General features: G+C 57.2%; 17 protein-coding genes and 1 pseudogene. 9 read left to right on the forward strand and 9 right to left on the reverse strand.

Features of this window, described 5'->3' with window-relative positions; all coding sequences use genetic code 11:
* Together JNA92_RS25020 and JNA92_RS25025 are read left to right on the forward strand one after the other, a co-directional pair.
* On the forward strand, positions 1-92 hold a 92-nt coding region (locus JNA92_RS25020; RefSeq protein WP_241806143.1), incomplete at its 5' end, for a transposase domain-containing protein.
* 140 nt (positions 93-232) lie between these two features.
* Positions 233-775 (forward strand): hypothetical protein, encoded by a 543-nt coding sequence (locus JNA92_RS25025; protein ID WP_012312016.1) that lies wholly within the window; start codon positions 233-235, stop codon positions 773-775.
* Positions 776-797: 22 nt separating this feature from the next.
* On the opposite strand, the gene JNA92_RS25030 is transcribed toward JNA92_RS25025, so the two are convergent.
* A complete protein-coding gene (locus JNA92_RS25030) occupies positions 798-1,106 on the reverse strand; it encodes a hypothetical protein (RefSeq protein ID WP_012312015.1) in 309 nt (102 codons plus the stop codon).
* Positions 1,107-1,518: 412 nt separating this feature from the next.
* Complete coding sequence (locus tag JNA92_RS25040) at positions 1,519-2,175, reverse strand: hypothetical protein (protein ID WP_012312014.1); 657 nt, start codon at positions 2,173-2,175, stop codon at positions 1,519-1,521.
* Between the two features lie 206 nt (positions 2,176-2,381).
* Here JNA92_RS25040 and JNA92_RS25045 point away from each other — a divergent pair, with 206 nt between their 5' ends.
* Positions 2,382-3,170 (forward strand): SIR2 family NAD-dependent protein deacylase, encoded by a 789-nt coding sequence (locus tag JNA92_RS25045; RefSeq protein ID WP_012312013.1) that lies wholly within the window; start codon positions 2,382-2,384, stop codon positions 3,168-3,170.
* A 317-nt stretch (positions 3,171-3,487) separates the two neighbouring features.
* On the opposite strand, the gene JNA92_RS26245 is transcribed toward JNA92_RS25045, so the two are convergent.
* The 3 genes and pseudogenes from JNA92_RS26245 to JNA92_RS25060 form a co-directional block, all read right to left on the reverse strand.
* Positions 3,488-3,793 (reverse strand): STAS-like domain-containing protein, encoded by a 306-nt coding sequence (locus tag JNA92_RS26245; protein WP_080516231.1) that lies wholly within the window; start codon positions 3,791-3,793, stop codon positions 3,488-3,490.
* A gap of 123 nt (positions 3,794-3,916) precedes the next feature.
* Complete coding sequence (locus JNA92_RS25055; protein ID WP_015268415.1) at positions 3,917-4,936, reverse strand: ATP-binding protein; 1,020 nt, start codon at positions 4,934-4,936, stop codon at positions 3,917-3,919.
* A gap of 423 nt (positions 4,937-5,359) precedes the next feature.
* Positions 5,360-5,695 (reverse strand): annotated as a pseudogene (locus JNA92_RS25060) (helix-turn-helix transcriptional regulator); the annotation flags it as partial.
* A 249-nt stretch (positions 5,696-5,944) separates the two neighbouring features.
* Here JNA92_RS25060 and JNA92_RS25070 point away from each other — a divergent pair.
* The 6 genes from JNA92_RS25070 to JNA92_RS25095 all read left to right on the forward strand — a co-directional run bounded on the left by JNA92_RS25070 (position 5,945) and on the right by JNA92_RS25095 (position 11,850).
* Complete coding sequence (locus JNA92_RS25070) at positions 5,945-8,473, forward strand: heavy metal translocating P-type ATPase (RefSeq protein WP_135192439.1); 2,529 nt, start codon at positions 5,945-5,947, stop codon at positions 8,471-8,473.
* Positions 8,474-8,810: 337 nt separating this feature from the next.
* On the forward strand, positions 8,811-9,011 hold the full coding sequence (locus JNA92_RS25075; RefSeq protein ID WP_004575963.1) for a heavy-metal-associated domain-containing protein: 201 nt from the start codon (positions 8,811-8,813) through the stop codon (positions 9,009-9,011).
* A 265-nt stretch (positions 9,012-9,276) separates the two neighbouring features.
* Entirely contained in the window at positions 9,277-10,299 is a 1,023-nt protein-coding gene (locus JNA92_RS25080) for a cytochrome D1 domain-containing protein (RefSeq protein WP_011953096.1), read from the forward strand.
* Positions 10,300-10,437: 138 nt separating this feature from the next.
* Positions 10,438-10,893 carry a hypothetical protein gene (locus tag JNA92_RS25085; protein WP_011953095.1) on the forward strand — a complete coding sequence of 152 codons (456 nt, stop codon included), beginning with the start codon at positions 10,438-10,440 and terminating at the stop codon, positions 10,891-10,893.
* A gap of 25 nt (positions 10,894-10,918) precedes the next feature.
* Positions 10,919-11,194 (forward strand): DUF2933 domain-containing protein, encoded by a 276-nt coding sequence (locus tag JNA92_RS25090; protein WP_011953094.1) that lies wholly within the window; start codon positions 10,919-10,921, stop codon positions 11,192-11,194.
* On the forward strand, positions 11,191-11,850 hold the full coding sequence (locus JNA92_RS25095; protein WP_011953093.1) for a methyltransferase family protein: 660 nt from the start codon (positions 11,191-11,193) through the stop codon (positions 11,848-11,850). The genes JNA92_RS25090 and JNA92_RS25095 overlap by 4 nt, the downstream gene beginning before the upstream one ends.
* A 414-nt stretch (positions 11,851-12,264) precedes the next feature.
* Here the strand turns inward: JNA92_RS25095 and JNA92_RS25105 are convergent, their stop codons facing one another.
* From JNA92_RS25105 to JNA92_RS25120, 4 genes are read right to left on the reverse strand one after another with little or no spacing between them, the layout of a single operon-like run.
* Complete coding sequence (locus JNA92_RS25105) at positions 12,265-12,612, reverse strand: copper-binding protein (RefSeq protein ID WP_011953092.1); 348 nt, start codon at positions 12,610-12,612, stop codon at positions 12,265-12,267.
* Positions 12,609-15,767 (reverse strand): efflux RND transporter permease subunit, encoded by a 3,159-nt coding sequence (locus JNA92_RS25110; protein ID WP_011953091.1) that lies wholly within the window; start codon positions 15,765-15,767, stop codon positions 12,609-12,611. The genes JNA92_RS25105 and JNA92_RS25110 overlap by 4 nt, the downstream gene beginning before the upstream one ends.
* Positions 15,764-17,230, reverse strand: coding sequence for an efflux RND transporter periplasmic adaptor subunit (locus JNA92_RS25115; RefSeq protein ID WP_011953090.1), 1,467 nt, complete (start codon positions 17,228-17,230; stop codon positions 15,764-15,766). The genes JNA92_RS25110 and JNA92_RS25115 overlap by 4 nt, the downstream gene beginning before the upstream one ends.
* On the reverse strand, positions 17,227-18,480 hold the full coding sequence (locus JNA92_RS25120) for a TolC family protein (RefSeq protein WP_011953089.1): 1,254 nt from the start codon (positions 18,478-18,480) through the stop codon (positions 17,227-17,229). The genes JNA92_RS25115 and JNA92_RS25120 overlap by 4 nt, the downstream gene beginning before the upstream one ends.
* Between the last annotated feature and the right edge of the window lie 237 nt (positions 18,481-18,717).

An 18,717-nucleotide genomic window follows, 5' to 3' on the forward strand; every position in this document is an offset into this window, starting at 1 on the left:
ATGCCTATCTCAAAGATGTGCTGACGCGGCTGCCGACCCAACGGGCCAGTGAGATCGGACAGTTGCTGCCGCATCAGTGGGTGCCGGCCTGACTTACGCAAGGTGAGTTCGCCGGACGCTTACGCTGTTTCGTCGCAACAGTGAGGACAAGCAGAGGCTGCTTTCCCAACCCAGGATAATGCTGCCCGAGGATCCAAGGAGCCAGGATTGGGCAGAATACGTAGGCGAGTGTATGAGGGTCAGTGGCGGCCGTATCCGTTCAGGTAAGGATGAATTTGCGGCTGAGCTTTACCGTTCCACTTTTGGTCTCAAACGGCTTGTCGTGCAACTGCTAAAGCTTGCCTACATCGAATGCCGAGTCGCTGGCAGAAACCGGATTGAAATCGACGACCTCCACAAGGCTTACCGATCGAGCGCGTATACCACCAGCTCGAAAGAGGTCGAAGAACTGCAGTTGTTGGCCATTAGCAAAGGCAATCAAGGCGGGCATTTGGACCTGCGCTGTCCATTTGACTTACCTGTTGAATACAAGTCGAACGTGGTGAGTTTTAACAGGACAGACCGTGATCAGCGTGTACAGACAAGGGTCTTCGATTCGTCGGCTACCGAGACTGAGCGCACCCTACTGAGGCAGATCACCCAACCGGATGAGAACGCTCCGGTCAAAGCGCCTCGTCGTAAACCGCTTCCAAAGGCGACCGACGAAGACCTAGCACTAGCCTTCCATCGATACGTGGACTCACAGTCCCCGTCCTCACCTAAAAAGCCGAAGTAGCATGGCTGGTTTGGCTTTCAAATCAATGACCATCACGGAAGAAGTCATCCCTGGAAGCGAGGCCGAAGTCATCCTCGGGCTGCTGCGGATCACCTTCAAACATGTTGGCTGTGCGCCGCTCTTGCTTGAGGTAAGCGATGGTTTGGAAGAAGCAAGGTTCACATAGGTGTACCTCATAGCGCTCTCCGTCATGCAGTGCACCAAAGCCCCAGTGCGCCTGGAGCACCCCATACTGCAGGCTGCCGTTTTCCAAACGTGTGGAGGAGCCGCATACGTCGCAGCTCACGTCGACCACCGCTTCTGTTTCTACACGACCAGTGATTTTCATCATGAAGCCTCTGCCAACGTTGGGACAAATGATTACGCCAGAGTTGGGCCTTGGAGAGCATCAATATGCGCCGTATCGGTATTCCTGCGGCGAGAGTCGGCCGCCTGGGCCGAATAGCAAGTGGGAGGTATAACGCTCCAGAAAAGCTATGGCTTCCTTCTGAACGCATCCCTCGTAGTAGGCTCGCCGGGCTAGCGGAACTGTGGCCCGATTTTTCAGGCACAGCTTCACCAACTCTGATAACAAATAACCGCGAACGTCATATCGAGCATCAACCGCCTTGATCACCGTCGAATAGCAATCATGGAAGACGGGTCGCCAGTTACGATCGTTGCGGGGAGCTGGTTGACTGCTCATCTTTGATCCCCTGAGACACTATCCATCGGGCGCGTCACGGTATGCAATCTGAAGCCGTTCATCTAATCACACGTCTTCCTCTTGGCTTTTTCTTTGCCGCAGCTAGCACCCATTCTGGGGCGGATGACAGCAAGGCTTTGGGGGCGATACCGCCCAGAGACGAATTTTCTGATTGGAACCAAGCCGCCATAGACCACTCGTCCATGCGAGTCGAGAGAACGGACAATACGTCGCAAAGGCTGCTGATCGGTTGATAGCCGTTGCTACCGTCCAAAGCATAAGCGGGGAAGAAGTCGACCTTCCCAGGTCGAAGCGAGAAGATCTGACCATCAGCCAGTAGCTGGTCGGGGTCAACTCCACCCCCTGGGGTGGAGGTAGATGCGAGCTGAAGCCATTGCTTGCCTGATATCCAGTCTCCGCTTTGGAAGACCCTGGAGCGGATGAGCCCGGCTGAAACGCCACTCTTCAGGATGGATTGAGGCACCGACTCTGCGGGGAGAAAGCAGTCGATGATGAGATCTAGCGCTTCCTGGGGGTATTCATCCAGCCGCCACTCGAATAGATCGTTGTACATCTGCAGGCCACCAAGGTAAGCATCGATCGTCCGGTCTGAATTGGCTTCAATCGACAGGGTAGCAACCAAAGCGACCTTGCTTTTATTCAGGGCGGTTGAAGGCTCATGTCGGGTCTGGATGTGAGCAAAGGGAGTGGTCATATGCACCTCCCGCGATGGGGCTAGAGATAGCTGTAGGTCGGGTAGCTGAAATCCATTGGAGGTTTACTAGAGCGGTAGCAGCAGTATGCGGCACCCTGCGCTCTACGCTTGGTTTTCCGATCAAACGCGAGTGCTTTAGCTGGGATGTGCGGCCGTTACCGTGTTTACTGCAAGGGAGTCCCCGCTGCGGGGCTGAGGTGTGTCCAATGAGCAATTTGCAAAGAGCTGCTGAGGCTTTGCGCAGGTCCAAGAGGGTCGTTTTTTTCACGGGTGCTGGCATCTCTGCTGACAGCGGAATTCCGACCTTCCGCGACAAGCTGACAGGCCTCTGGGCGAAGCATGACCCTCAGCGTCTCGAAACAGCGGACGCCTTTCGCAAAAATCCAGCTCTCGTCTGGAGCTGGTATCTTTGGCGCCGGCAGCAGGTTGGCCAGGCCAAACCTAACTTGGCTCATCTATCTATTCCACGGATAGCTGATGCTGGCTGGAACGTATCTGTCGTTACCCAGAATATTGATGATCTGCATGAACGAGCCGGCTCCAGTTCGGTGATACACCTTCATGGCCGCTTGATGGACGTGAAATGCTTCGGATGCCACCGGCCAGCAGAGTTATCACCAGATCAACTGGCGGTTCCCCCGGCGGGACAGATGATCGAGCCTCCGCGGTGCACTCGATGCAACGGGAGGTTGCGCCCTGGGGTGGTCTGGTTCAGAGAGAATCTTCCAGAGGATGCGTGGCGTTCAGCAGTAAGGCTTGTGGAAGCCTGTGACTTGCTGATTTCGGTGGGTACATCTGGCGTAGTCATGCCGGCAGCCGGTATTCCAGATATGGCTCTGGCGGCCGGGGCAACCGTGATCCATGTGAACCTTGACGACGTGGGGATGGACGGGGCGGAAGAGATAATGCTCGTTGGGCCTGCAGGGGTGGTATTACCCGCTTTGCTTCAAGCCGCAGGAGTTGCAGGTCCGTTGCAGCTTGATGGTTTTACTTAAGGAGCCAAGCCAGCTCTCCAATCCGCAGATGCTGTGCACATTTTTTTGCACATATCTCACGCCACGATACCCCAGTAGATTCAGGCTTTTCGCAGCCTTTGCATAGGTGAGTCGCGATGGATTTCTACACATCTCAATGAGGAAACCTAAGCTCCGTTTTCCACGTATTCCTCCGCTACAGAACGCTTTTCTGCGGTGTGTCCCCTGACATTCGCTTTTCAGGGCGAGCTATGGGGGCCACTCAAGACGGCTATCTTTTGCCTGGCACCAATGAAAAGGCCCTCAATATTGAGGGCCTTAAATTCAATGCGGATCCGTCACGCGGGCATTTTTTGCAGCTGTCGAACTCGATCATGGACCACAAATTTAATGATTCCTTTGACATCGTTGGTGCAGTTTTCAAAGGCAAGGCGCGATACCACCTGGCGACCCTCCTTCAGAATCAGCGCCCCGATCAACTCGTCGACGAAGGACTGAGTGACATCGTTCCCAGCGAAATCTATGACAACGCTCTCACCACTGCTGAGCGAGCGTTCGATTTCGGTACGGTAGGGGATCGCTGAAGCTCGCATTCCGTACGTTCGGATAGAACTATCCCTACTTAATCGAATTTGAGTTTGCATGTCGTAACCCCTTGTATTGCATAATCCTTTTTTGCAGCCCGAGAGTTTCAGTTGACGCTGAATCTCCCATTTACCGCTCCTTGCATGATCGACTCTAGCCCTCGAGCTATCAAAAAGCCAGAGCTAGCGGAAATTCAGATCTAGGTCGAGATCGTCGTCAACCTGTCCTGCATCGTCCTTCGGCAGCAAGTCACTGATCGAAATGGTGGGCAGCAGCTCACGGGTACAGCTAAACGCGATCGATACACCATTCCACAGCGCATCATGCAGCTCCTGAGACTGCCGACGCTTTGTGTCATGTATGCCATTGCCGCTCACGATGATCAAACCACCGCCCGCCGCGTCTGCAATTTTTGCGGTAGTTGTTAACCCGATACCTTGGTTCTCGCTACCCAGGATCTGGGCCATCGCACCCCGGTTGCAGCTCACTCGCGGTTTGAGTGCCGCCTCGATCGCGTGCAAATGCGTGCGGTCATGAAGCTCAGGGTGATTCCTCAGTGTCGCGAGAAACCCACACCCATTATCGACGATGGCCATGCGTACAAGGTTCAATTTTGGATAAAACTGACAGGTCAGCCAAACGGCGGCGTCACCACGTCCCTCTCTGCGGGCGTGAGTAAGCGAGTTTTCCAATAGCTCCTTGAGCGAATACTCCAGAGGGCCCCGGTAGGAGTCAAACTCATTCCGTCCCGTGTGCTCGTCGACTGGGGCATCCGGGTCCGATTGAGTCAACCTTCCCGTAATAGCTCTAGCGAGGCGAGAGGCTGCAGCCTCTGCTTGATGGTGTTCGCTGATTTTGGTGATTTCCACCAACGAGGTGCTTCGGTCGTTTCGACGTCCTACCCCCGATAGATCTACACCCTCTACATCAATGTCCTTGAAAAAATCCATCCTGGCCAGGTAGGAGGTCAGGTCTCTGCTCAAAAACTGCATCGAAACTCGCTTCTGGACCAACTGGTTTTCAAACAACGCTCGCAGCGTGGCCATCCCTAACGGATCGATATACGAGAGGTTGCTAGCGTCTAAAACGATGTCACCAGGGCAGTTAATGATTTCTGCGCACACAGAAAACAGGTCATGGGGCGATCTTGAGCCAAGCCCCCAAGGAAGAACGATCGCGTTTTCAATATCGATGGCCTGCATGCAATTCCCTGGCAACGGAGCTAACCCTTTCGGATAGATATAGGGCTCGATAGTAGCCCATTGCCTGCCGGGTAAGCACTCACCTATTTTTTGACGAGTAGTGCCGGCATAGAATTGGCGCGCGGCAGTAGCGGCCTGTGGATGGTGGATCGCGCTCGCCTTGGGCTCAACACGCACGAAGAAAACACGGCCAACGCCCTGCCACGGGTCAGCCATTCAAGCAAAGATGGCCAGATCAAAGCCTTGTGCGAGAGCACTGGAGCAGGTTTGTGAGTCCGCCGAGCAGTTTCATCTCCGACGTCTGCTGTGGGCAAAGGCAAAGCTGGAAGGGGAACAGCGAAGAGTGACCCGATCAGCGCTGTACCGCACCGCATGTATCAGGTCTGGGGCTTGAGCTGTTAGATCGCATAAGGCTACCTTGGCCGGCAACTGGAGAACGAACTGCACCTCGTCTTCCAATGCGTTGGCGTGGAAGTAACTGAGGAAGTACTCGCTTTGACGGAACTGGTCAGAAGCGATCTCCTCCAGGCGTTACAGCCCACTGGGCAGGCCTTCCTGACAGGCCTGGTAGAAGGGGTCGAGCAAGTATAGGCCGTCCAGGCAGGAAAGCATGGACGGCGTTCCCCACCGGGAGCCGGCGTCGTACTCCTCCAGCGGCTTGGGCACTCCCTCGCCGGGGTACAAGGCAGCCAGCGCATTGTCGAAGGGCAACCACTGGTGCAGCAGCAGGATCAGCAACCTCCAGAAATGATCTATGCCATGACGCTACACCACAACAATAATCGACACGCTTACAGGAGCATTGATTGGCGTCACAGCTGTTCAAGGAGATGTTGTCTAGGCTGGACAATACGGCAGCGGCCGATATTTCCCACCCAGCTTGGGAGTTGATCATGACGGAGCCCATCGCCGTGGTACAGATCTGGCAATACCTTTTTGGCGGACTAAAGGCGGTATTGCACTGATCATGCTGGCCATATTTGGCCTGTTTTATGTGGCTCGTGCACTATGGCCACCTGTCACAGGCACTACAGTTATTTAATTTTGTTGCTCTGTCCGCTGACGCAACTCTTCGGGCACAACCATGGCGGGTATTCTCACCAGAAGGGTGAAAACTCGTCCAAACCGGACAACAAAGGGAACTACTTCATGCACACCGAATCGTGCCAGCATGACCATGACCATGACCATGACCATGACCACTCGCACCCGCATGAGCAACCGGATGGTAGTCAGCGCGATTTGGTATGCGGTATGACGGTGCCACCGGATAGTCGCTACTTCGAGCTATACGAGGGAAGGACATACCGCTTCTGCAGTGAAAAGTGCCTGACGAAATTCCGCGCAGCGCCTGTGCATTATCTTAGCCCTCCCCAGGACCAAGAACACGCGGGCCATCTCCACTCGGCTGCCCCGCAGCCAAGCAACGCGGCGGACGCCGAATACACTTGCCCGATGCATCCCCAAATCCGCCAGCGTGGGCCGGGCAGTTGCCCAATCTGTGGCATGGCCCTAGAGCCGGTAATACCGGAGCTTGAGGAAGACGAGAACCCGGAACTCAAGGACTTCTCCCGCCGCTTCTGGTGGACCTTGCCCCTGACGGTCATCGTGACCGTGTTGGCCATGACTGCCCACCAACTCCAATTGCTGCATGGTGCCACACAGAATTGGGTGGAGTTGATTCTGGCCACTCCCGTGACACTATGGGCTGGCTGGCCGTTTTTCGTGCGTGGGGTCGCATCGATTCGTAATCGCAGCCCGAATATGTGGACCCTGATAGGTTTGGGAACGGCTGCGGCGTACCTATACAGCGTTGCGGCCACAGTGTTCCCGCAGGTTTTCCCGACGACTTTCATGCAGGATGGCCGCATCGGTGTCTACTTCGAAGCGGCTGCAGTCATCATCTCATTAACGTTGCTCGGCCAAATGCTCGAGCTCAAGGCGCGCTCACAAACCTCCGCCGCCATCAAGTCGCTCCTGGGTCTTGCCCCCAAGACGGCCCGTCGCATCGGGGCCGATGGTCAGGAGGAAGATATTCCGCTCACCCACGTGCATACGGGCGACCACCTGCGCGTTCGCCCTGGCGAGAAGGTGCCGGTCGACGGGGTGGTCCTGGAAGGCGAAAGTGCTATCGATGAATCCATGCTGACAGGCGAGCCCGTGCCAGTGATGAAGAAAGCTGGGGATGCACTCATCGGTGCCACGCTGAATACCCACGGCAGCCTTGTGATGGCGGCGCAGAAGGTCGGCGCCGAGACAGTGCTCTCGCAAATCGTGCAGATGGTCGCGCGGGCTCAGCGCTCGAAAGCCCCGATGCAGCGGATGGCGGACACCGTGGCCGGCTATTTCGTCATGGGGGTGATTCTGGTCGCGCTGGTCACGCTCTTCGGCTGGGGGCTTTTCGGACCGGAGCCTGGCTGGGTCTTCGGCCTGATCAATGCGGTCGCGGTCCTGATCATTGCCTGCCCCTGCGCGCTCGGCCTAGCCACTCCCATGTCGATCATGGTCGCTACCGGGAAGGCTGCCAGCAGTGGCGTGCTCTTCCGAGACGCCAGTGCTATCGAGAACCTCTGCAAGATCGACACGCTGATCGTCGACAAGACCGGGACCCTCACCGAGGGCCGGCCAGTGTTTCATAGCGTGGTCGGTACCGGGCAGTTCATGCCACCCGAAGTCTTGCGCCTTGCCGCCAGCCTGGACCAAGGCAGCGAGCATCCGCTGGCACATGCGATTGTCGATCATGCGCGAGCGCATGGACACAGCTTGTCCAAGCCAGAGGCGTTTGAGTCGGGCTCTGGGATCGGTGTACGTGGCCAGGTGAACGGCAAACGGCTGCAGCTTGGCAACACGACCTTGATGGAAGAGGCTGGCCTCGACACCAGTCCGTTGCGAGACCGCGCCGAGCAGCTGCGTCTGGAAGGCATGAGTATCATGTACTTGGCCGTCGATGGCGTGCTCGCTGGCCTGCTAGCGGTGTCCGATCCGGTCAAACCCACCTCCAAGGAGGCGGTAACCCGGCTACAGGCAGAAGATGTGAAGGTCATCATGGCCACCGGCGACGGCCTGACTACGGCACGTGCGGTCGCGAAACAACTCGGCATCGAGGAAGTCCACGGAGAAGTGAAACCCGAGGACAAGGAGCAACTGGTGGCGCTCCTGCAGGGCGATAAGCGCCGGGTTGCCATGGCAGGAGATGGGATCAACGATGCCCCTGCGCTGGCCCGGGCTGATGTCGGGATCGCCATGGGAACTGGCACCGATGTTGCCATGAACAGCTCCCAGTTGACGCTGGTCAAGGGCGACCTGATGGGCATCCTGCGGGCCAGAACACTATCCGTGGCCACGGTGAAGAACATGCGTCAAAACTTGGGCTTCGCATTCTTCTACAACGCTATGGGCATACCGCTGGCGGCAGGTTTGTTCTACCCGCTTACCGGCCATCTATTGTCACCGATGATTGCGGCATTGGCCATGAGCGTAAGTTCGGCTTCCGTGGTATTCAACGCACTGCGGCTGAAGCGCGTAGTCACAGACTGAAATGGGCACACCGCAACCTATGAGAGGAAGTTCCGCCATCAGCGTTTCAACGCCTGATCCATATGACTGACTGTCTAGGGCTTTGGCCTTAGCGGGTATGTCCGCGAGTTCGGCGCCAATCTGGTCCTGATGGAGGACATCGGGCAACTGCGACGTCCGCCATCTTCTGCCAAGATCGTAAGGGACAATTGTGATGCAGCAGGGGCCGCCGCCAGAGGAGTTGGACAAGATTTCAGGGCGAAGATAAATCCTTTGACCGGGCCTTGACCTTGTCATCGTGTCAAGGTTGAAGCTGTAAATGCGGCGAGAAAAGCCGTACCAGCATGAGAGGCCCGCTATGTTCGTTTTGGAAGTTTCCGGTATGGGATGTGGCAGTTGTGTCAACAAGATCACCAAGGCCATCCAGGCTGCCGATGGCGACGCGAAGGTGATCGTTGATCGTGCTGCCGGTACAGTGAGTGTCCAAAGCAACATCGAGGCGGAACGCGTCGGTGCACTGGTCCAGGCGCTTGGTTACCCAACCAAAGTCAGTCGCTAAGTCTCGTTACCGCTCAGATGGCAAGCCGCCGTGCCATGTTTCATGGCGCGGTTTCTTCATATACAGCCTGATGTCGACTGACTCCGGGTCGGGATAGCCAGCAATACTCCCCAAGAAATGGACGGCCTTCGATCACCCAGTGCCGAGTCAAGCTGTGGACGTTGACGCTGATCAAGAAAATGCTTCGCGATTGGTGTTTATCTTGAGTAAATGTATAGGCCAGCCTGGCTCACATACCCCGGCCCCTCGTTGGAGCTCATTCACAATGATGACTGCCAAGCGGTTTAGTTCTATGGCCTTGGGGATATCCCTGCTCATCCCTCTGGGGCTGGTCATGGCAAACCCTACGGGTAACGTCTACACGGCCAATGAACGGTCCGCTTCCATTAGCCAGGTAAATCTTGCGACAGGTGATGTGAGCACGGTCGCCTTGCCGATCGCACCCCACAACCTACAGGTTTCGCCCGACGGCAGCTTGCTTCTGGTTGTTGGAGTGGCTGGACATGCGGGGCATTCGAGCGGTGAAAAGCCCGGTGGGCAGTTGCTGGTGTTCAGTACCAGCGCGCTGGACAGGCCACCGTTCAGCTTCCCGGCAGGCGATCACCCGGCTCATGTGGTCACCGACGTCACCGGGCTGCGAGCTTTTGTGACCGATTCCGCTGCCAACCAGGTGCGAGTATTTGACCTTGAGCAGCGAATCGAGTTGCCCGGTATTCCAACTGGGCGTTATCCCCATGGGCTGCGCTTGAGCCCTGATGGCCGGACACTCTATATCGCGAACATGAAGAGCGACAGCGTATCGCTTATCGATGTCGTCACACTCAAAGAAACCGCGCAGATTCCCGTGGGCAAAGGCCCTGTCCAGGTCGGCTTTGCCCCTGACGGTCGCCTGGCATTCGTCTCGCTCAGTGCGACAAATCAGCTTGGCATCATCGACACGGCCAGACGCAAGGTGATCAGCAAGGTTGATGTCGGCCGCACGCCAATCCAGATGATGGCCACCGTTGACGGTCGCCAGGTCTATGTCGCGAATCAGGGCAGTGGCCAGAATCCGGACGACCGAGTCTCCATCGTAGATCTCCAGACGCGTAGCAGCCTGGGCACCGTGACCACCGGCAAGGGTGCCCATGGTGTGGCCATCAGCAGCGACGGCGCTTATGTGTTTGTCAGCAATATTGAAGCGGGCACCGTATCTGTCATCGATACGAGCAGCCGAAAGGTCGTTGCTACCCATAAGGTTGGCGCCGGGCCAAACGGGATCAGCTTCGAGCCGCCGAGTGCCCAATAATAGCCCGTCGGTGTACAACCCGAGCACGACGCGAAAAATGAGCATTCACGCCGGCGCAGTAATTTGCTTGTCGTGCCAGGTGAGGCCTAGCGCCCAGACCAAGGCATCCGGCTTTAAAACAGTGCTAAGGAGATGATGATGAACAACGTTCGAAATTTACTGATCGGACTTTGTTTGGCCGCAGCGTCCGTGGGCGCCATGGCGCAAAACACCGATGAACACTCGACACATCACCCGGCCGATGCGCCAAGCGCGGCGGCTACCGAGAAGACGCCTTCTCAGCCAATGGACAAAGGGCAAATGGCGGCGATGGACCAGCAAATGAAGGCCATGCAAGCCATGCACGAAAAGATGGCTGCAGCCAAAACGCCGGAAGCCCGTCAGGCGTTGATGGCCGAGCATATGGCGCTGATGAAAAATGGCATGGCCATGATGAAGTCCATGGAGGGTGGCATGCCTGAAATGGGGGGCATGCATGGCGGCATGGGCGGGGATATGGCCGCCCGCCACCAGATGATGGAAAAGCGCATGGACATGATGGAGTCGATGATGCAGATGATGATGGACCGCATGCCATCTGCTGCATCGAAGTAACCCATCTCCTTTCCCAGGAGTCGCTATGAACCCTCACTTCGATGAAAACGGCTCACCACACAGTTTCTGGCGTTCACGCTATGCAATCGGCCTGGTGGTAATCGGTGGGATCGCCGTCTACTTCCTGCTCACCGAGCACCTTGCCCATGTCGTTGGAGCCCTGCCTTATCTGTTGTTGCTCGCCTGTCCGCTGATGCATGTCTTCATGCATCGAGGACATGGGGGACACCATCACCAGGGCCAGAGCAAACCGGCCCCCTCCGATAAGGCTGATATCCATAAGCCGGGAGATCCATCATGAATCATGGTGAAAGCGCGTATGGCCTCTGGTCGCTGGTTTTCATCAACTCCGCGATCTTCATCATGTTTGCCTTCAGTTTCTTCAAGCCGGCAACGGCGAGAGACTGGAGGAGCTTCGGTGCATTCTCGGCCTTCATCGTTGCCCTGTTTGTGGAAATGTATGGCTTCCCCCTGACGATCTATCTGTTGTCAGGCTGGTTGCAGGCCAGGTTCCCCAACCTCGATCTGCTTTCCCACGAATCCGGCCATCTGTGGTCGACGTTGCTCGGTGACCAGGGCAACCCACACTTCAGTGTTTTGCACATTGCCAGTTACCTATTCCTGGGTTTCGGCTTCTATTTGCTTTCTGCCGCCTGGAACGTGCTATATCACGCGCAACGCCGCCGTTCACTTGCAACGGTCGGGCCCTATGGCTGGATCAGACATCCGCAGTACGTGGCATTTGTGCTGATTCTTCTGGGCTTTCTCCTTCAGTGGCCGACGCTGCTGACGCTGGCAATGTTCCCGGTGTTGCTGGTGATGTACGGGCGTTTGGCGGTTTCCGAAGAGCGGGAAATGCACAAGCAGTTTGGCGCTGCCTACGAAGCTTATACCCGCGTTACGCCTAGGTTCGTTCCGCACCTGCGCGAAAGGTTGGGTGGGGGTCATAGAGGCTGAAGCGTAGGACGAAGGAGCTACATGCCAGGAGGGTTTCAGCGGCAGTGTTTCTAGCGGGAATAGGGTATCCAAAGTCTGTTTGCTCGGATAACACTCTGAGTTGTCGCGGGTTTTCTTGTCGACAAGCTCGGTGGAATCCTTGTTGGCGTTCGGATAACTCAGGCAGTTGGATGACTTTGCGATGCCCTGTCCGCTTTCGACCCATATAGATCGTGATGCACGAAGATCTCTGCTCAAACGTCAGCTACTACTCTGATCTGAATGCATCCCGGCTACAGAGCGCAAAGACCAACTAGCGTCCCGAGGCACAGAGCTGAAGGCGGCGCGGTCAGGAATTGCGGCAGCACTTTTTCCAAAGTTTGGCTAAATGACCCTGCCTATCAGCTCTAATAGGCAGGGTTAGAAGTCAATCCGTCACTGCTTGCGAATGCCTACGATCGTCGCTGTGCCCCCATTCATTCGGAAATCGAAGCTGACCTTGTCGCCTACCTTGAGTCCCTTGAGTTGCTGCTCGGTAGCGCTGAAGCCCATGGTCATTGCCGGCCATTTCAGGGCTGATACTGGTCCATGCGCCAAGGTAACTTTACCTGGTTCCAAAGCTTTGATGGTTCCCTCAGCCGATGCAGTCGGAGCCGCCTGGCTGCCTTGGGTCTCGTTGCCTTCCATGGGCATATTCTTCATATCCGTGCCATACATGTCTTGGGCCTGCACCGCCGCCGCAACGGCGAACACCAGGCCAGCGCTGATCAGTAGCTTCTTCATCGGGTTACTCCTGTTTGGGGGTTATCGTGTACAGCGAGTCCGCGGCGCCTGACGAGCCAGTAAGCCGCAGGGATTACAAATAGTGAGAGCAAAGGCGCGGTGAGCATGCCGCCGACCATGGGTACAGCGATCCGGCTCATGACTTCGCTGCCGGTACCGCTACTCCAGAGGATTGGCATCAAGCCTGCGACGATCACTGCTACGGTCATGGCTTTGGGGCGGATGCGCTGCACGGCCCCTTCGCGGATAGCATCCAGAAGCGCAGGTTGCCCCTGCGTACCGTTGCCGTTTCGTTCAGTCCAGGCATTGTTGAGGTAGATCAGCATGATGACTCCAAACTCTGCTGCGACCCCAGCCAAGGCGATAAAACCGACACCCGTGGCCACCGACAGGTTGTAGCCCATCATGTACAGCAGCCATACGCCGCCGGTTAGCGCAAATGGCAAGGTAGCCATGATCAGCAGCGCTTCACCGAGGCGGCCAAACGTGAGGTAGAGAAGGACGAAAATAATGGCCAGCGTCGCCGGTACTACCCATGCTAAGCGCGCATTGGCGCGCTCCAGGTATTCGAACTGCCCGGAATAGCTCAAGCTTATGCCAGGATCGAGCTTCACCTGCTGATCGACTAGCCGGCGCAGGTCGGCAACGACGGAGGACAGGTCCCGTCTCCGCACGTCGATATACACCCAGCCCGAGGGGCGCGCGTTTTCACTCTTGAGCATGGGTGGACCGTCCGCAATACGCACCCGTGCCACGGTTCCCAGTGTGATTCGCCCCCCTTGGCTGGTGTAAATCGGTAGCTGCCGCAGGGCATCAACAGAGTCACGCCACTCCCGTGGGTACCGAACACTGATGGGATATCGCGCCAGGCCTTCTACGGTTTCGCCGATGTTTTCGCCCCCAACGGCGCCGGCAACAATCGCTTGGACATCAGCAATGTTCAGGCCGTAACGCGCTGCGAATTGGCGGTCGATATCCAGATCGATGTAGCGTCCACCGGTTAATCGCTCGGCGAGGGCGGAAGTCACCCCTGGAACCGTTTTGGCCACCTTCTCGATAGCCAGAGTCACCCGGTCGATCTCATTCAAATTGCTGCCGGCAACCTTTACGCCGATCGGGCTTTTGATACCGGTTGCGAGCATGTCGATACGGTTTCGAATCGGTGGGATCCAGATATTGGTTAGCCCAGGTACCTGCACGGTACGGTCCAGCTCTTCGATCAGCTTCTCAGTGGTCATCCCTGCTCGCCACTGATCCTTCGGTTTAAGTCGGACAGTCGTCTCGAACATCTCCAGCGGGGCCGGGTCGGTCGCTGATTCAGCCCGGCCCGCTTTACCGAAGACACTGGCGACCTCCGGTACCGTTCGGATCAGCCGGTCCGTACGTTGCAAAAGCTCAGAGGCTTTCTGCGCCGAAAGACCTGGCAGGGCAGTCGGCATGTACAGCAAATCGCCTTCATCCAGTGGCGGCAAGAATTCGCCGCCGAGCTGGCTCAGGGGCCAGACACTGCTGAGCAAAATCAACAGTGCACCCGCCAACGTGAGCTTTGGCCGGCGTAGAACGATCTCCAATGCTGGGCGATAGAGCCGTATCAGGGTTCGATTGAGTGGGTTGCGCTCTTCTGCCGGTAAACGACCCCGAATCCAGTACCCCATCAGCACGGGTACCAGGGTAACCGAAAGGCCCGCTGCTGCTGCCATTGCATAAGTCTTGGTGAATGCGAGGGGCGCAAACAGCCTTCCCTCCTGAGCCTGCAAGGTGAATACCGGTATGAAGGACAGCGTAATGATCATGAGGCTGAAGAACAGCGCAGGCCCGACCTCGACTGCTGCCTCAGTCATCACTTTCCAATGATCTTCGCCACGCAACGACTTTCCAGGGTGCCACGTATGCCAAGCCTCAACCCGTTTGTGCGCGTTCTCAATCATCACCACAGCGGCGTCCACCATCGCACCGATTGCAATGGCTATGCCCCCAAGCGACATGATGTTGGCGTTGATGCCCTGGTGGCGCATGACGATCAGGGCAATGAGGACACCAACCGGAAGCGAGACGATGGCGACCAACGATGAGCGCAGATGCCAAAGAAATGCAGCGCACACCAGTGCGACCACGATGAACTCTTCAATCAGCTTCTGGCTCAGATTTTCCACAGCACGATCGATCAACTGGCTACGGTCGTAGGTAGTGACCAGCTCGACCCCGGCAGGCAGGCTTTTTTCCAGCGATTCAAGCTTGGATTTGACGTGAGCGATGGCATCTTTCGCATTCTTGCCACTGCGCAGAATTACTACGCCGCCCACCGCTTCGCCCTGTCCATCAAGCTCGCCGATGCCGCGACGTGCCTCAGGGCCCAGCTGTACAGTGGCTACATCGCCCAGTGTTACGGGTATACCCTTCGCAGCCAGGCGCAGGGGAATGGCTCGGAAATCATCGAGTGACTTCAGATAGCCGGAAGCCCTTACCATGAACTCAGCTTCGCCTTGTTCGAGCACGCCGCCACCGGTTTCCTGATTGGCCTTGGCGATGGCGTCCGAAACCTCAACTTGAGTGATTCCCAAGCTGGCCATGCGCAGCGGATCGAGCACTACCTGGTACTGCTTGACCATCCCGCCTATCGTCGCCACTTCGGCAACGTCCGGAAGAGTTTTCAACTCGAAGCGCAGGAACCAGTCCTGAAGGCTGCGCAGCTGTGCCAGGTCATGGGTACCACTGCGGTCCACCAGCGCATACTGGTAGATCCAGCCTACACCAGTGGCATCGGGTCCGAGCACTGGCTTAGCGGACGCCGGTAATCGAGACTGAACCTGGCTTAGGTATTCGAGCACCCTGGACCGCGCCCAATAGAGATCTGTGCCGTCCTCAAACAACACATATACGAAGCTGTCTCCAAATGCTGAAAAGCCCCGCACTGTCTTGGCTCCGGGTACGGAAAGCATTGTGGTGGTCAGGGGATATGTCACCTGATTTTCCACGATCTGCGGTGCCTGCCCTGGGTAGGAGGTGCGGATAATCACCTGCACATCTGACAGGTCAGGCAACGCGTCGATCGGCAAACTGCGCAGAGAGAAAACGCCCCAAGCTACGGCAAACAGTGTTGCCAGCAGGACCAGGACGCGGTTGCCAACCGACCAACGAATCAGGTTCGCGATCATGGCTGGTTCTCCTGCTGGGTTATTTGCTCGATGACCATGCCTTCATCGCGCTCGCGCACTCCAAACCGGATGCGTTCGCCAACCTTGAGTCCGGCAATCAAGCGGGGATCTGCCACAGGGAAAGTCATCGTCATACCAGGCATGCCCAGCGTCACGAACGGTCCATGAGCGATGGTCAGCTGATTACCTTCTATTTGAACGATGCGCCCATTGGCCTGATGTAGAGCCGGCTGTACAGGTTGCGCAAGTGGAGCATCGCCAGCAGTAACGGCCTCGATACCTTTCAAGCTCGCTTCGGAGTCCAGCAGAAACTGCCCGGACGCCACAACGCGCTGGCCCGCCTGAAGGCCTCGCAGCACGACCACCTGGCCAGCACTTTCCTGGCCGAGCACTACTTCCACCGGCCGGAATCGACCTCCGTCTTCTGACACCATTACGAGATCGCGTTTCCCCGTCCGAATGATCGCCTCGGCTGGCACCAGTAGGCTGTCATCCTGTTGCCCGGACGGATGGAGGGAAACCTGCGCGGTCATGCCTGGGCGCAACCGGCCGCCGGGGTTGGGCAGTTCTATACGAAGCCGCAAGGTGCGGCTTTGCAGATCCGCATCAGCCAGCAATGCGGTCAGCTTGCCGGGAACAGGTTCGCCTGGGAACGCTGCCAGATTCGCCTGCACTGCCTGTCCTTCCTGTAGGCCTTGGGCTTGCGCTTCAGGTACTGCGGCCTCAAGCCAGACGTTCGCGATACCATTGATCTTCGCCAACGTTGCACCCGGTGTCATTGTCATGCCTGGCCGCAATTCCAGAGCCTGAAGGACGCCTGCTGTTGGGGCCAAGAGCGTTACCGAATTCTGGACCCTTCCCGTACGGTCAATCCGGTTGATAAGATCGGCAGGCATACCCGCCAGCAGTAGTCGTTGCCGAGCTGCAGCGCGCAATTCATTGTCCCCAGATCGCTGAAGCGCCAGGTACTCTTCCTGCAAGCCCGCCCATTCAGGCGTCAACACATCTGCCAATGGGGCGCCCTTGGCAACCACGTCGCCTGTAGCGCGGCCATAGGTGCGTTCGACGTAGCCACCGGTACGAGCCTGCAGAACGCTAAAATCCCGCTCATCGAAGGTAAGCACGCCGCTCACCTGGAGGGTTCGAGCAAGCTGCCCTTTCGCTACGGTAGCCAGACGGACCCCCAGGTTTTGTTGGAGCCCCTGTGAAACTTGAACTGCGGGGCTCACCTCAGCAGCGGTGCTTTCCTGGTACTTCGGCACCAGTGGCATGTCCATGAAGGGCGACTTGCCCGGTGCTGGAAAGTGCTGCTGGGGGTACATCGGGTCATACCAATACAGCACCTTCTGTAGCGTTTCAGGGGAGGCAGTGGACACCTGCCCACGCTTTGCTAGCTGATAGCCAACGCCACCGCCGATAGCCAACGCGGCCAATACCACAAGGCTGATAGTTGAATTTCTCATGCGCGCACCTCTCCATACGCGAAGTGCAGCCGTGCAGCTGTCGCGGCCAACTGTCCTTGCAGATCGATGTCTTGCAGTCGTGTTTCAACCCGCTGACGTCGAGCGGTGAGAACCTCACTTAAGGGTGATTTACCGGCTCGATAGTCAGCAAGGGCGAGGCGGACTCGATCCTCCGCTAGCGGTAACAATGTTTCACGGCTGCGCTGCACTGCTCGCTGCAATCGCTGGTAATCCGCAAGATCTGTCTCCAGCTGCGCTTTATGCTCACGCAATGCCGCTTCCTGTTCGTCCTCCAGTTGCCGGACTTGTGCGCGACGTGCCGCGATCATCGGGTCCTGCCGTGAGCCAGCGAACAAGGGCAGTTGGAAACTTACCTGCAGGCTCACCATATTGCTGAATTCAGGCCCGCGCCGCTGGTAATCCACCTGCCACCCCCAGTCCGACTTCTTTTCTGCCAAGGCTTGGTGCACTTGAGCTTGTGCTTCCCGCGTAAGGGCGTTGTAGGTCGCCAATTCTGGATGTGCATGTATAGCGTGTAGATAGTCCGGCGCGCTCACTGGCCAGCGCGGAAATGCTTGAGCTTGCGGATCAGCATCCTCTCCAATCCATCGCTTGAGTGCAGCCCGTGCCTGAGCGGCCTGTGTGAGCAGAACATCTTTTTGCTCATCGAGTTGCGCAGCTTCCTGGTCAGGAGCAAGTGCGTCGGCCGTCGCGCCGGTACCGCCGGCCAGGCGTGCGCGGATTGCTGCGGCCAACAGACGGTTTTCTTTGTAGAAGTCCTCAAACTGCTGCAGTTTCCGTTGAACGGTGTACGCCGCGACCCAAGCTTGGGCTGTGGCAGCACGCACTTTTAAGCGCTCGAACACCGCCTCTGCATCGGCTCGCTCAACGCTCGCTCGTGCCGTCTCAACTCGTGCCTCCCGCTTGTCCCGGTTTGGTACTTCCTGGGAGAGGCCGACAACCTGCATCGTCATGAAATCGCGGTTCATGCTCCAACGATCACTGCCGTCAACAGGAAGGTTCTGCACTCCTAGGTTGAGACGTGGATCAGGCAGCTCGCCTGCTGGGATCACAGCGTGTCGAGCGGCCGTCATTTGCTCTTGCCTGGCCTGGAGGATGGGGGCATTGCGTTCGGCAAGTTGAAGCGCTTCCTCCAGAGACAACGGTGTAGCCTGAGCCGGTAACGTCGACAACAGGCTGATCAGAGCGGCCAGACATGCCATCCCTAATCGGTAACGTGGGGGAGTCATGGAAATGATTCCTCAAAAAATCAGCGCGCAAGCGCATGCCATCATCCGGCTGCAAAACAGGACGATGGGGTGAATTTAAGAGGTAATCAGGCGCGGGGTGGCCGCCAAGGGTCAGGAGGCGCCCTGTTTACGAGGCTCACCGCATAGGTATCTACTGGCCTAGGCGCAGAATAGGTGAGCGTGGGGTTAATTATTTCGACCTGAACTGTGCTCGCGGTTCTACACTCCTGGCCCACT

Origin of the sequence: Pseudomonas putida, assembly GCF_022627325.1 — a bacterium.
Classification (GTDB): Bacteria; Pseudomonadota; Gammaproteobacteria; order Pseudomonadales; family Pseudomonadaceae; genus Aquipseudomonas; species Aquipseudomonas putida_X.